Annotated in this window: 17 protein-coding genes; 10 read left to right on the forward strand and 7 right to left on the reverse strand. The window is 55.3% G+C overall.

All coding sequences use genetic code 11. The annotated features are described in order from the left end of the window. Positions 1 to 26: 26 nt before the first annotated feature. The 5 genes from argT to hisP all read left to right on the forward strand — a co-directional run bounded on the left by argT (position 27) and on the right by hisP (position 4,096). Positions 27 to 809: a lysine/arginine/ornithine ABC transporter substrate-binding protein ArgT gene (gene argT, locus SIK97_RS07465; protein ID WP_032750751.1), complete on the forward strand. Its 783-nt coding sequence runs from the start codon at positions 27 to 29 to the stop codon at positions 807 to 809. A gap of 257 nt (positions 810 to 1,066) precedes the next feature. After that, the gene (gene hisJ, locus SIK97_RS07470) at positions 1,067 to 1,849 is read left to right on the forward strand and encodes a histidine ABC transporter substrate-binding protein HisJ (RefSeq protein ID WP_004123203.1); all 783 of its coding nucleotides are present in this window, start codon (positions 1,067 to 1,069) and stop codon (positions 1,847 to 1,849) included. A 66-nt stretch (positions 1,850 to 1,915) separates the two neighbouring features. Then, positions 1,916 to 2,602: a histidine ABC transporter permease HisQ gene (locus SIK97_RS07475; protein WP_014230269.1), complete on the forward strand. Its 687-nt coding sequence runs from the start codon at positions 1,916 to 1,918 to the stop codon at positions 2,600 to 2,602. After that, the gene (gene hisM, locus SIK97_RS07480) at positions 2,599 to 3,315 is read left to right on the forward strand and encodes a histidine ABC transporter permease HisM (protein WP_004852883.1); all 717 of its coding nucleotides are present in this window, start codon (positions 2,599 to 2,601) and stop codon (positions 3,313 to 3,315) included. The genes SIK97_RS07475 and hisM overlap by 4 nt, the downstream gene beginning before the upstream one ends. A gap of 7 nt (positions 3,316 to 3,322) precedes the next feature. Continuing rightward, positions 3,323 to 4,096, forward strand: coding sequence for a histidine ABC transporter ATP-binding protein HisP (hisP, locus tag SIK97_RS07485; RefSeq protein WP_004852881.1), 774 nt, complete (start codon positions 3,323 to 3,325; stop codon positions 4,094 to 4,096). A 41-nt stretch (positions 4,097 to 4,137) separates the two neighbouring features. Here the strand turns inward: hisP and SIK97_RS07490 are convergent, their stop codons facing one another. The 6 genes from SIK97_RS07490 to yfcG all read right to left on the reverse strand — a co-directional run bounded on the left by SIK97_RS07490 (position 4,138) and on the right by yfcG (position 7,710). Further along, the gene (locus SIK97_RS07490; protein WP_071957318.1) at positions 4,138 to 4,635 is read right to left on the reverse strand and encodes a GNAT family N-acetyltransferase; all 498 of its coding nucleotides are present in this window, start codon (positions 4,633 to 4,635) and stop codon (positions 4,138 to 4,140) included. Between the two features lie 67 nt (positions 4,636 to 4,702). Next, positions 4,703 to 5,269, reverse strand: coding sequence for a hypothetical protein (locus SIK97_RS07495; RefSeq protein WP_032750748.1), 567 nt, complete (start codon positions 5,267 to 5,269; stop codon positions 4,703 to 4,705). A gap of 3 nt (positions 5,270 to 5,272) precedes the next feature. After that, complete coding sequence (locus SIK97_RS07500; protein WP_032720494.1) at positions 5,273 to 5,527, reverse strand: hypothetical protein; 255 nt, start codon at positions 5,525 to 5,527, stop codon at positions 5,273 to 5,275. A gap of 211 nt (positions 5,528 to 5,738) precedes the next feature. Beyond that, the gene (locus SIK97_RS07505) at positions 5,739 to 6,632 is read right to left on the reverse strand and encodes a TIGR01777 family oxidoreductase (protein WP_047723159.1); all 894 of its coding nucleotides are present in this window, start codon (positions 6,630 to 6,632) and stop codon (positions 5,739 to 5,741) included. Between the two features lie 20 nt (positions 6,633 to 6,652). Continuing rightward, positions 6,653 to 7,015, reverse strand: a complete 363-nt coding sequence (gene folX, locus SIK97_RS07510; RefSeq protein ID WP_004104107.1) for a dihydroneopterin triphosphate 2'-epimerase — start codon at positions 7,013 to 7,015, stop codon at positions 6,653 to 6,655. Positions 7,016 to 7,080: 65 nt separating this feature from the next. Beyond that, the gene (yfcG, locus tag SIK97_RS07515) at positions 7,081 to 7,710 is read right to left on the reverse strand and encodes a GSH-dependent disulfide bond oxidoreductase (protein ID WP_025106668.1); all 630 of its coding nucleotides are present in this window, start codon (positions 7,708 to 7,710) and stop codon (positions 7,081 to 7,083) included. 209 nt (positions 7,711 to 7,919) lie between these two features. Between yfcG and yfcF the strand changes: the two genes are divergently transcribed. The 3 genes from yfcF to yfcD are packed head-to-tail and all read left to right on the forward strand — an operon-like array spanning position 7,920 to position 9,785. Continuing rightward, positions 7,920 to 8,564: a glutathione transferase gene (yfcF, locus tag SIK97_RS07520; protein WP_014839128.1), complete on the forward strand. Its 645-nt coding sequence runs from the start codon at positions 7,920 to 7,922 to the stop codon at positions 8,562 to 8,564. Positions 8,565 to 8,620: 56 nt separating this feature from the next. Continuing rightward, a complete protein-coding gene (gene yfcE, locus SIK97_RS07525) occupies positions 8,621 to 9,172 on the forward strand; it encodes a phosphodiesterase (protein ID WP_014230262.1) in 552 nt (183 codons plus the stop codon). A 58-nt stretch (positions 9,173 to 9,230) separates the two neighbouring features. Then, a complete protein-coding gene (gene yfcD, locus SIK97_RS07530) occupies positions 9,231 to 9,785 on the forward strand; it encodes an NUDIX hydrolase YfcD (RefSeq protein WP_004852867.1) in 555 nt (184 codons plus the stop codon). 4 nt (positions 9,786 to 9,789) lie between these two features. Here yfcD and SIK97_RS07535 read toward each other — a convergent pair whose 3' ends face one another. Beyond that, on the reverse strand, positions 9,790 to 10,809 hold the full coding sequence (locus SIK97_RS07535) for a LacI family DNA-binding transcriptional regulator (RefSeq protein ID WP_004852866.1): 1,020 nt from the start codon (positions 10,807 to 10,809) through the stop codon (positions 9,790 to 9,792). Positions 10,810 to 11,044: 235 nt separating this feature from the next. Between SIK97_RS07535 and SIK97_RS07540 the strand changes: the two genes are divergently transcribed. Beyond that, the gene (locus SIK97_RS07540) at positions 11,045 to 11,488 is read left to right on the forward strand and encodes a PTS sugar transporter subunit IIA (protein WP_032750745.1); all 444 of its coding nucleotides are present in this window, start codon (positions 11,045 to 11,047) and stop codon (positions 11,486 to 11,488) included. A 79-nt stretch (positions 11,489 to 11,567) separates the two neighbouring features. Further along, complete coding sequence (locus tag SIK97_RS07545) at positions 11,568 to 11,840, forward strand: PTS sugar transporter subunit IIB (RefSeq protein ID WP_004870916.1); 273 nt, start codon at positions 11,568 to 11,570, stop codon at positions 11,838 to 11,840. Positions 11,841 to 11,853 lie beyond the last annotated feature (13 nt).

Raw genomic sequence — 11,853 nt, forward strand, 5'->3', positions numbered from 1 at the left:
AACATCACGACACTTAAGGGTAACCTATGAAGAAGACGGTCCTGGCTCTCTCTTTAATGATGGGAATTTGCAGCGCCTCCGGCGCGTTCGCTGCGCTGCCGCAGAGTATCCGCATTGGCACCGATGCCACCTACGCGCCTTTCTCTTCAAAGGATGCGAAAGGGGATTTCGTGGGTTTTGACATTGATTTGGGTAACGAGCTCTGTTCGCGCATCAAAGTAAAATGCACCTGGGTCGGCAGCGATTTCGACTCCCTGATCCCGTCGCTGAAGGCCAAGAAAATCGACGCCATTATCTCCTCGCTGTCGATTACGGAAAAACGCCAGCAGGAAATCGCCTTCTCTGACAAGCTCTACGCGGCCGACTCCCGCCTGATCGCCGCCAAAGGCTCGCCGATTCAACCGACGCTGGAATCCCTCAAAGGCAAGCATGTTGGCGTACTGCAGGGCTCCACCCAGGAGGCCTATGGTAATGAACGCTGGCGCAGCCACGGCGTGGACGTTGTGGCCTATCAGAATCAGGATTTGATCTACTCAGACCTCGCTGCGGGTCGCCTGGACGCCGCGTTGCAGGATGAAGTGGCCGCCAGCGAGGGCTTCCTCAAGCAACCTGCCGGTAAAGATTTTGCCTTTGCCGGTCCTTCCGTTAAAGACAAAAAGTTCTTCGGTGATGGTACCGGCATCGGCCTGCGTAAGGACGATAGCGAGCTGAAGGCCGCGTTTGATAAAGCGCTGGCCGACATGCGTAAAGACGGCACCTACGACAAAATGGCGAAGAAATACTTCGACTTCAACGTTTACGGTGATTAAGACGCCCGCTGGCCCGGATGCCGGGCCATGCGCATCCCTTTCTGTCTGATTTTGGTGCAGCTGCGCTTTTAGCGGATCAATTTGGTGCAGGAAATTGCGCACGCGATGTTAAAAAGTGCATAGTTAAGCGTTTCCGATGCGAAAAAATTTGCTTTCCGGCGCAGAATGCTTTGCCTTACCGGGGCGAATAATGGCACGATAACTGCCGTAAGTACTTCTAATAAATCCGTTAGAATGACAGTCTGTTGAGGATAGTTATGAAAAAACTGGCGTTGTCTCTCTCTTTAGCGCTGGCCCTTTCCAGCGTTTCCACTGTATTCGCAGCCATTCCGCAAAAAGTCCGCATCGGCACCGATCCTACTTATGCCCCGTTCGAATCGAAGAATGCGCAGGGTGAACTGGTGGGTTTTGACATCGATCTGGCAAAAGAGCTCTGTAAGCGTATCAATACGCAATGTACCTTCATTGAGAACCCGCTGGACGCGCTGATCCCTTCTTTAAAAGCGAAGAAAATCGACGCCATTATGTCTTCGCTTTCGATCACCGAAAAACGCCAGCAGGAAATTGCCTTCACCGACAAACTGTACGCGGCTGATTCGCGCCTGGTCGTGAAAAAAGGCAGCGATATTACGCCAGACCTCGCGAAGCTGAAAGGCAAGCGCGTTGGTGTTCTCCAGGGTACCACCCAGGAAACCTACGGCAACGAGCACTGGGCACCAAAAGGCATTGAAATCGTTTCCTATCAGGGACAGGACAATATTTATTCCGACCTGACTGCCGGACGCATTGACGCGGCGTTCCAGGATGAAGTCGCCGCCAGCGAAGGCTTCCTCAAACAGCCTATCGGCAAGGATTATCAGTTCGGCGGTCCGTCGATTAAAGACGAGAAGCTGTTCGGCGTCGGCACCGGTATGGGGCTGCGCAAAGAGGATAACGAACTACGTGAAGCACTGAATAAAGCCTTTGCCGAGATGCGCCAGGATGGCACCTACGACAAGCTGGCGAAGAAATATTTCGATTTTAACGTGTACGGCGACTAACCATCCCGCGTACCCCGTCGCGCGTTATTTTGCGCGCGATGGTTGATGACAGACAGGGCAGACAGCATGCTGTACGGGTTTTCACAGGTTATTTTTCAGGGCGCGCTGGTCACCCTTGAGCTGGCGTTAAGCTCGGTCGTTCTGGCGGTGCTTATCGGTCTGGCGGGCGCCGGGGCGAAACTTTCCAACAATCGTCCGTTGGCGTTGATTTTTGAAGGCTATACCACCTTAATCCGCGGCGTGCCCGATCTGGTGCTGATGCTGCTGATTTTCTACGGGCTACAGATTGCGCTCAACGGCGTAACCGATGCGCTTGGCCTGGCGCAGTTTGATATCGACCCCATGGTGGCGGGGATCATCACGCTGGGCTTTATTTACGGGGCCTACTTCACCGAAACCTTTCGCGGCGCCTTCCTGGCGGTGCCAAAGGGACATATTGAAGCGGCGACGGCCTTCGGCTTTAGCGGTGGGCAAACCTTTCGTCGTATTCTGTTTCCGGCAATGATGCGCTATGCGCTGCCCGGAATCGGCAACAACTGGCAGGTTATCCTCAAAGCGACCGCGCTGGTCTCACTGCTGGGACTGGAAGATGTGGTCAAGGCAACCCAGCTGGCGGGTAAAAGCACCTGGGAGCCGTTCTACTTTGCCATCGTCTGTGGCCTGATTTATCTGGTATTTACAACGGTTTCCAATGGTGTGCTGCTGATGCTCGAACGCCGTTATTCTGTGGGCGTGAAGAGGGCCGACCTGTGATTGATATTATTCAGGAGTACTGGAAATCCCTGCTGTGGACCGACGGCTATCGCTTTACCGGCGTGGCGATTACGCTCTGGCTGCTGATCTCTTCCGTGGTGATGGGCGGCATCCTGGCGGTTTTCCTCGCCATTGGCCGAGTGTCGAGCAATAAATTTATCCAGTTCCCCATCTGGCTGTTCACCTATATCTTTCGCGGCACGCCGCTGTACGTCCAACTGCTGGTGTTCTATTCCGGAATGTACACGCTTGAGGTCGTCAAAGGCACAGAACTGCTGAACGCCTTCTTTCGCAGCGGCCTGAACTGTACGGTGCTGGCGCTGACGCTGAATACCTGCGCCTACACCACGGAGATTTTCGCCGGGGCGATTCGTTCAGTGCCGGCAGGCGAGATAGAAGCCGCCCGGGCGTACGGTTTTTCTTCGGTCAAAATGTATCGCTGCATTATTTTGCCTTCCGCGCTGCGTATTGCGCTGCCTGCATACAGCAACGAAGTGATTCTGATGCTGCATTCCACCGCGCTGGCTTTTACCGCCACGGTGCCGGATCTGCTGAAAATTGCCCGCGATATTAACTCGGCAACCTACCAGCCGTTTACCGCCTTCGGTATTGCCGCAGTACTGTATTTAATTATCTCGTATGTGTTGATTAGCCTGTTCCGCAGGGCGGAAAAGCGCTGGCTCCAGCATATCAAACCTTCTTCGACGCACTGAGAACGCCATGTCCGACAATAAATTAAATGTAATCGATCTGCATAAACGTTACGGCGAGCATGAAGTACTGAAGGGCGTCTCACTGCGGGCGAAAGCCGGAGACGTGATCAGTATTATTGGTTCATCCGGTTCCGGGAAAAGTACCTTTTTGCGCTGTATTAACTTTCTTGAGAAGCCCAGCGAAGGGACGATCGTTGTTAACGGGCAAAACATTGGCCTGGTTCGCGATAAAGACGGTCAGTTAAAGGTTTCTGATAAAAATCAGCTACGTTTGCTACGTACTCGCCTGACGATGGTATTCCAGCATTTTAACCTGTGGAGCCATATGACGGTGCTGGAAAACGTGATGGAGGCGCCGATTCAGGTACTGGGCCTGAGTAAACAGGAAGCGCGCGATCGGGCGGTAAAATACCTGGCGAAAGTCGGTATTGATGAACGTCAGCAGATTAAATATCCGGTTCATCTCTCCGGCGGCCAGCAGCAGCGCGTTTCCATTGCCCGCGCGCTGGCGATGGAGCCCGACGTACTGCTGTTTGATGAACCGACGTCGGCGCTTGACCCTGAACTGGTGGGCGAAGTGCTGAGGATCATGCAGCAGCTGGCGGAAGAGGGGAAAACCATGGTCGTGGTCACCCATGAAATGGGCTTTGCACGCCACGTCTCCTCGCACGTGATCTTCCTGCATCAGGGCAAAATTGAAGAAGAAGGGCATCCTGACGAGGTTTTCGGCAACCCGAAAAGCCAGCGTCTGCAGCAGTTCCTGAAGGGCTCTTTGAAGTAAACACTGTCCAGCCCCCGGCGGAACACTCTCCGTCGGGGCGGCTAACGCTCCAGCCGATACACCCAGTCGTCATAGTCAATGCCGTTCAGATGATACGCTTTTTCGAGCACCTGAATGCGGATAAAGCCGTGTTTTTCCAGCAGACGGGAAGAGCCCGCGTTACTGCCCAGCACCCAGGCATTTATTGCGTGAACGCCGAGCTGCTGAAATCCGTAGTCGCAAATCGCTTTTAGCGCTTCACTGGCGTAACCCTTCCCCTGAGCATCAGGCAGGAGAGCGTATCCGACATCTGCTTCGTGCGGATTTTTACCGCTGATGCGCAGGCCAATATCGCCAACCGCCGCGCCGCTGGCGTCGCGCAGTACGAATACGCCCGGGTCAGCGCAGCGTGATGCAAACAGCGTCCGCAGCGCCGGCTCCTCAAGAATCTCGCCCATATAGCGCATCACTTCCGGGTCTCGTCGTAAGCGCAGGAAAAAAGGCCAGTCGGATGAGTGAAACGGAGAGAGGCGCAGGCGCGGAGTGGTGAGTATTCTCATAAAGCGGTCCATAGCGGTGGATTATTCCGCCACCTTAACATCATAAAGCGCCGGAAGGGCAATGCGTCTAAGCAACCGTCGGACAAGCCCGGGGCTGATTTCCGAAGCCGCGCAGATAGCGCAGCACGGTGGTGCTCTCCGGCGTCGCCCTCAGTTGTAGCGCCAGGTTGAGGTTATCCAGAACTGTCGCGTGGGCGACCAGCGGTGAATCTTCGGCAAGCCGTCCTTCCATCACCAGCCAGCCCACGACGGTTTTCCAGCGCCACAGCGGGGAATTGCCTTTAACCCGCTGTACCGGCCCGGGAAACTGACCTGAGCCTCTTGCGCCATCTTTTAATAAGGCGACGGCCTGTCGCGTCAGGCCGGTAAGTTCGGCAATATCGCTTAACCCTACCAGCGCGGAATCGACGGATTCAACCCGCGCGTTCAGAGCCGATGCGGATTCGATATCGGCAATCGCTGACAGAATAGCCTGCTCAAGAGAGTCTCTTTCGCGATCGAACTCCAGATAGACCGCCGTTCCGTAAAAACAGACCAGGGCGTCAGCGCAGCCTGCGGCATGCAGCGCATCTTCCAGACCCACGGTACGAGCAGTTACGCCGGAGAGGGTGAGCGTAAAATTATACAGCGCCATGGTTTAATCCTTCTTGTGGTTAATCTGACCCGAGGCAGGCGGCTGGCAGCGGTCGACCATTCTGATAATTTGCCTGGCGTGGTTAATGGGTACCGCAGGCGTTGACCAGATGCTCATCATATGTTCCCGGTGCCGGGCTGTCCCACACATCAACCTGCCAAAACAGTGAGCGCTTTTGCCGCCAGTGATAAAAATCCAGTCTCGTGCCAGCGCGTAGTCAATAGCTGCTCTGATATGTTTATCCGGATGTTCCTTCATCAATTCGTCCTGGTAATGCTGAATAAATTGTTGACGAATGTCAACGGTGTGATGGTGTTAAATTACACACAGGGGTTATGGCAGAGTGAAAGGCATATCACTGGAATGCGATTCACAGTTAAGGGGACACAGGACGGGTGATTTTTGCGCGCTGCGAGGCTGGTTCCATAAATTAATCAGGGAGAGCGATACTCTCCCTGATGGAGCTGGACTACCGCAGCACGTTGGCCAGCGCTTCTTCCAGATCGTACCAACGAAAGCCAAATCCGGCGGCTTCCAGGCGTTTAGGCAGCGCGCGCTGGCCGCCGAGTACCAGAACGGAAGATTCTCCCATCAGCAGGCGAATAGCCGCCGCCGGGACGCGGAAAATGGCAGGGCGATTTAGCGCATGCCCCAGCGCGTGGGCGAACTGCTCGTTGCGCACAGGGTAAGGGGAAACCATATTAAACGGCCCCCGCAGGTCGTTATCCAGCAGCCAGAGAATACCGTTGACCATGTCGTCGATGTGGATCCACGCCAGATATTGCCTTCCGCTACCGATAGGGCCGCCGAGGCCGAGCTTAAAGGCCGGCGTCATTTTGGCCAGAATGCCGCCTCGCGGCGCCAGCACCACGCCGGTACGCAGCAGGCAGACGCGGGTGCGATCGCTCTGCGCTTCGCAGGCGATTTGCTCCCAGCGGGCGCAAAGCTTGTGGGTAAACTCGTTGTGCGGCGGCTCCTCTTCGGTTACCACGACTTCACCGAGGTCGCCATAATAACCGGCGGCGGAGCCGCTAATCAGCACCGCGGGCGGCGTATCGCTGGCGTTGAACAGCGTGACCAGCTTTTGGGTGGTATCCCAGCGGCTGTGGCAGAGACGCTGTTTCTGCTCCGCCGTCCAGCGCTTATCGGCGATCGGCTCGCCGGCCAGATTAATGACGGCATCAATGCCGTTGAGGTTCGCCTGATGCTCGAAATCGCGCCACAGGGTGACGCGCGAATCGAGGCGGCTTTTGGCCTTTTCAGGGCTGCGCGTTGAAACCGTTACGTGATGTCCAAGCTCCAGTAGCCGGGGGATCAGATGGCGGCCAATCAGGCCGGTACCGCCAGTAAGCAGAACGTTCATAGCGCCTCCCTAAGATGCGTCTAGCGCCGCCAGCTCATCGTCATGGATACCGAATCGGCGTAGCGCAGCGCATGCAGTTTATCGATCTCTACTTCAGCATATGTGACCCAGTGATGTTCGCGTGCGATGTCGAGCACATCCTGAGTTAATTTTTCCAGCAGAGAGAAGCGGTTATTCTCAATATGGCTAATAATGCGCTTGGTGATGGTGCGGTAGTTCAGCGCATCGTTAATATCTTCGCTGTTGCGTGATTTTTCCGCCGGGTAGTGGATCGCGACGTTAACCACCACGTCCTGGCGGTTGGCGATCTCTTCCTCTTTAATTCCGATAAAAGTACGCAGGCGCAGGTTCTTAATTCGAATAATGGCGTCTGGTTGAGACATGGCAGGCTTCCTCCGTGTAGTAATTTCCGCAATCATACATCAAAGCTTCCCGGGCGAGCAGGGGGTTAATGGGCTTCTGTTTTCAGAAGCGCTTCAACGGTGGCCGGGCGCTGGCGAATGCGTTCAAACCAGTTATGCACCGCCGGGAAATTGGCAAGGTCGATACGCTGGCGCTGATGGGCATTCACCCACGGCCAGCAGGCGATATCGGCGATGCTGTAGTGATTGCCGCCAAGCCAGGGACTCTCGCCAAGGCGCCGATTGAGCACGCCATACAGGCGCTGCGTTTCCACCTGATAGCGCTCAATGGCGTAGGGCACAGCCTGCGGAGCAAAGTGGTTGAAGTGATGATTTTGTCCGAGCATCGGCCCCAACCCGCCGACCTGCCAGAATAACCACTGTAGGGTGACGTGGCGCTCGCGGAGCTCGCCGCTCAGTAATTTTCCCGTTTTTTCAGCCAGATAGAGCAGGATGGCGCCGGATTCAAACAGGCTTAATGGGCCACCACCGTCGGCGGGAGCGTGGTCAACGATCGCCGGGATCTTGTTGTTGGGTGAGATCGCGAGAAACTGCGGATGAAACTGTTCCCCCTTGCCGATATCCACCCGGATGAGGCGATACGCCAGCTGCGCTTCTTCGAGGAATAACGTGATTTTGTGGCCATTAGGAGTGGGTGCGTAGTAAAAATCGATCATGAAAATTCCTCGCCGTCACAGGTCGCAAACTTTTCGAGTATAGGTGAACTGGCATCATCCGACAGGTTTGCCTTATCCTGGATGACTTTCGCCGATCGCATTCACCCCCTGAGAAGTATGTAAGATCCTCAGCGTGGCGGTCAGTGACATCATCTGAAAGACAGGATATGTTGGCGTATCGCCCCATTACATTAGCCATTGAGGATGCTATGAGCCAGCCCGCGATTACCCTGTGGTCCGACGCCGATTTTTTCTCGCCATATGTGATGTCCGTATACGTTGCCCTGCAGGAAAAGAGCCTGCCTTTTACCCTAAAAACCGTCAACCTCGACAGCGGCGAACATTTGCAAAGCGGCTGGAAAGGCTACAGCGCGACGCGTCGCGTACCGCTGCTGGAGATCGGGGAGTTCTTCCTGAGCGAATCCTCCGCGATTACCGAATATCTGGATGAGCGCTTTGCGCCCCCAGAATGGGAGCGGCTTTACCCGCATGACCTGCAAAAGCGCGCGCGGGCGCGTCAGGTGCAGGCCTGGCTGCGTAGCGATTTAATGCCGATTCGCGAAGAGCGCTCCACGGACGTGGTCTTTGCCGCAGCAAAGAAACCTCCGCTCAGCGAAGCCGGGAAAAAAAGCGCCGACAAGCTGTTTGCAACGGCTGGCGTTCTGCTGTCCCATGGCGGGCAGAATCTATTTGGCGAATGGTCCATTGCCGATACCGACCTGGCGCTGATGCTCAATCGCCTGGTCCTGAACGGCGATGAGGTTCCCGCCGCGCTGGTGGATTACGCCACCTTCCAGTGGCAGCGGGCGTCGGTTCAGCGCTACGTCGCACTCTCAGCCAAACGCGCGGGCTGATAAGCGCCAGCGGTTCCGTTATCATAGCGGCATCGTAATGCGTGGAGATGAAATGTATGAAGCTGATGTTTGCCTCGGATATCCACGGCTCTCTGCCTGCCGCTGAACGCGTGCTTGCGCTGTTCGCGCGCAGTGGGGCGCAGTGGCTGGTTATCCTCGGCGATGTGCTCAATCACGGGCCGCGTAACGCCCTTCCCGAAGGCTATGCGCCAGCCCAGGTCGCGGAGGCGCTAAATAGCGTGGCGGAGCGGGTGATTGCCGTACGCGGCAACTGCGACAGCGAAGTCGATCAAATGCTGCTGCGGTTCCCCATTACCGCCCCCTGGCAGCAGGTTTTGAGCGCGCGAACCCGTCTGTTTCTGACCCACGGGCATCTGTATAGCCCCGAAAATTTGCCTCCTCTCGCCGCTGGCGATGTGCTGGCTTATGGCCATACTCATATTCCGGTTGCCGAGAAACGCGGCGAGATTTTTCTCTTCAATCCCGGCTCGGTCAGCATCCCTAAAGGGGGATTTACCGCCAGCTACGGTCTTCTGAACGAGGGGCAATTGCAGGTTTTAGCACTCGATGATAATCAGGTTATTGCAGAGGTCGCAATTTACCCGTAATTTACCCCTCAACCGTATAGACGCGCCGCAAGAGCGCTTTAAAAAGTAAGGTTTCCTGATGGCGGAACAGAATCATTTGGCAAGCACAGAATGGGTCGATATTGTTAATGAAAACAATGAGGTGATAGCACAGTCCAGCCGCGAACAAATGCGTGCGGAGTGCCTGCGTCATCGAGCGACCTACATTGTTGTTCATGATGGGATGGGCAAAATCCTGGTGCAGCGTCGTACCGAAACAAAAGATTTCCAGCCGGGCATGCTGGACGCCACCGCCGGCGGCGTGGTGCAGGCTGACGAGCAAATGCTGGAATCCGCGCGCCGTGAGGCGGAAGAAGAGCTCGGTATTGCCGGCGTGCCTTTTGCTGACCACGGGCAGTTCTACTACGAAGATAAACACTGCCGCGTCTGGGGCGGCCTGTTTAGCTGCGTATCGCACGGGCCGTTCGCGCTGCAGGAAGAAGAAGTGAGCGAAGTATGCTGGCTGACGCCGGAAGAGATCACCGCCCGCTGCGATGAGTTCACTCCGGACTCATTAAAAGCGCTGGCGCTGTGGATGACCCGCAATGCGAATAATGAGTCAGCAAAAAGCGAAAAGCAGGAAGAGGCTGAGTAGTTTTCTAACAGCTGTCCCTCATGCATAAACTGGACGCGATGGGCTTTCTGTCGCTCCAGTTTCCCTCCGTAAGACGCTCCAGAAGGGCGCGCCCGGCTTCTATACCAATCTTATGGTGCGGTACCGCCATGGTCGTTAACGGCGGCTGGCAGACCCGGCTCACGTCGCTGTCGCCAAAACCGACGACGGCTAAATCATCCGGTACCTTTATGCGCCGACGCTGACATTCATACAGCGCTCCGCATGCCAGTTCATCGGAAACGCAAACCAGCGCATCCAGCTCCGGCCATGCCAGCAAAAACTCCGGCAGCTGTGAAGCGCCGGTGGAAAAGTTGGCGGGCAGCGCGGCGTTAATTACCCGGTTAGGCGACATATGATGGCGCAGCATGGCTTTATACCACCCCTGCAAATGCTGCTGAAAAATCCACTGTTCCTGATTGGCGCATAGCAGACCGATATTCTGATAGCCGCGGTGGATAAGCATCTCGGTCAGCTCGAACATCGCCGCTACGTTATCAATGCCAATATTCATGTCGATCGGATCGGCGCGCATTGCGCCCATCTCCACCACCGGAATCGAGGCGTTCTTCAGCCAGTGGCGTACGGTATCGCTGTGTTCAACGCTAAGCAGAATGGCGGCGGCGATGTTAGAGGCCAGCAGCGTTTCCAGCAGCTTTTCTTCCTGCTCCAGACGGTGCAGCGATTCTGCCAGCATGATTTGATACCCTGCCGGCTGTAATACCTGCTGAAGCCCGGCAAACATCGCCGAACAGCCCGCCTCTGCAAGATTTGGCACCACCATCGCGATGGTTCTTGAGGAGGCAGACGCCAGCGCGCTGGCGGCGAGATTAGGCATGTACCCTAGCTCTTGCACCGCCGCTTCGATTTTTTCACGTAGCTTATCGGAAACCTGTTCCGGCGTGCGAAGGGCGCGGGACACGGTCATGGTTCCCACACCAGCCAGCTGAGCAACATCGGCGATCGTGACTTTACCGGTACTACGCCGTTTTCGGGTTAGAGACATACATATTCCTGCTAAACAGACGTTTTTATTATCATCCATTACTTCACGTGTCAGGGAGTATACGCCTTAAACGGGTCTTTTTGCTGCGTTTTGATGGGATGATTACGAATTGATAGCGCTATCACAAATCTGAATGTTCAGCATTGGTAGCGCTATCTTTGTGATCGTTCTCGCAGATAACTATTGGCTGCTTGCATAAAGTTTGCCCATCTTTTGCTAAAAGAGGCGGGACAAAATGCTCAAGACTTGGCTCTCTGATGCCACCATCGCGCTGCGGCAAAGCGTAGAGACCTGGCCACAGGCGCTGGACATCTGCGCCCGGCCGCTGCTGAAGGCCGACGTTATCGAACCTGCCTACGTGACGGCCATCGTGGAGCAGCATCAGCGGCTCGGGCCGTACTACGTGCTGGCCCCGGGACTGGCGATGCCGCATGCGCGGCCTGAGGAGGGCGCGAAGGGCCTGGGGCTGTCGCTGTTGAAACTGCAACAAGGGGTATCGTTTGGCTCTGAGGAGTTCGACCCGGTTGATATTATTATTATGCTTGCGGCGCCGGATAAACATAGCCATATCGAAATGATTTCTGCCCTGGCGGAATTATTTTCCAGCGATGAAGATATGAATAAATTACATCAGGCAACCAATATTGAGGAGATAAAAACGATCATCGCGCGCTACTGATTCAATTTTATTATCCGGCTTATAACCCATTACGCGCCTGCGTGATGTGGACGTACTCTACCCAAAAAAGGTGATAACAATGAAAATTATGGCAATTTGCGGCTCTGGCCTGGGCAGTAGTTTTATGGTTGAGATGAATATAAAAAAAGTGCTTAAAAAACTCGATATCGAGGCCGAGGTAGAGCACTCCGATCTGTCGTCGGCAACGCCGGGCGCGGCGGATTTATTCGTGATGGCAAAAGACATTGCCGCCAGCGCCAGCGTGCCGGAAAGCCAGCTGGTGGTGATTACCAACATCATCGATATTAACGAACTCGAAGCGCAGCTGCGCGCGTGGTTCGCCAGACAATAATTATTGATAGCGA

The organism is Klebsiella sp. JN_Kp126, from assembly GCF_033843325.1.
Taxonomy (GTDB): domain Bacteria; phylum Pseudomonadota; class Gammaproteobacteria; order Enterobacterales; family Enterobacteriaceae; genus Klebsiella; species Klebsiella michiganensis.

Coding starts and splice junctions, on each gene's coding strand:
- yfcD (WP_004852867.1), top strand. CDS start 9,231: ATGGCGGAACAGAATCATTTGGCAAGCACAGAATGGGTCGATATTGTT.
- SIK97_RS07475 (WP_014230269.1), top strand. CDS start 1,916: ATGCTGTACGGGTTTTCACAGGTTATTTTTCAGGGCGCGCTGGTCACC.
- yfcF (WP_014839128.1), top strand. CDS start 7,920: ATGAGCCAGCCCGCGATTACCCTGTGGTCCGACGCCGATTTTTTCTCG.
- SIK97_RS07500 (WP_032720494.1), bottom strand. CDS start 5,527: ATGAAGGAACATCCGGATAAACATATCAGAGCAGCTATTGACTACGCG.
- argT (WP_032750751.1), top strand. CDS start 27: ATGAAGAAGACGGTCCTGGCTCTCTCTTTAATGATGGGAATTTGCAGC.
- SIK97_RS07535 (WP_004852866.1), bottom strand. CDS start 10,809: ATGTCTCTAACCCGAAAACGGCGTAGTACCGGTAAAGTCACGATCGCC.
- SIK97_RS07505 (WP_047723159.1), bottom strand. CDS start 6,632: ATGAACGTTCTGCTTACTGGCGGTACCGGCCTGATTGGCCGCCATCTG.
- yfcE (WP_014230262.1), top strand. CDS start 8,621: ATGAAGCTGATGTTTGCCTCGGATATCCACGGCTCTCTGCCTGCCGCT.
- folX (WP_004104107.1), bottom strand. CDS start 7,015: ATGTCTCAACCAGACGCCATTATTCGAATTAAGAACCTGCGCCTGCGT.
- hisJ (WP_004123203.1), top strand. CDS start 1,067: ATGAAAAAACTGGCGTTGTCTCTCTCTTTAGCGCTGGCCCTTTCCAGC.
- hisP (WP_004852881.1), top strand. CDS start 3,323: ATGTCCGACAATAAATTAAATGTAATCGATCTGCATAAACGTTACGGC.
- SIK97_RS07495 (WP_032750748.1), bottom strand. CDS start 5,269: ATGGCGCTGTATAATTTTACGCTCACCCTCTCCGGCGTAACTGCTCGT.
- SIK97_RS07490 (WP_071957318.1), bottom strand. CDS start 4,635: ATGAGAATACTCACCACTCCGCGCCTGCGCCTCTCTCCGTTTCACTCA.
- yfcG (WP_025106668.1), bottom strand. CDS start 7,710: ATGATCGATTTTTACTACGCACCCACTCCTAATGGCCACAAAATCACG.
- SIK97_RS07540 (WP_032750745.1), top strand. CDS start 11,045: ATGCTCAAGACTTGGCTCTCTGATGCCACCATCGCGCTGCGGCAAAGC.
- SIK97_RS07545 (WP_004870916.1), top strand. CDS start 11,568: ATGAAAATTATGGCAATTTGCGGCTCTGGCCTGGGCAGTAGTTTTATG.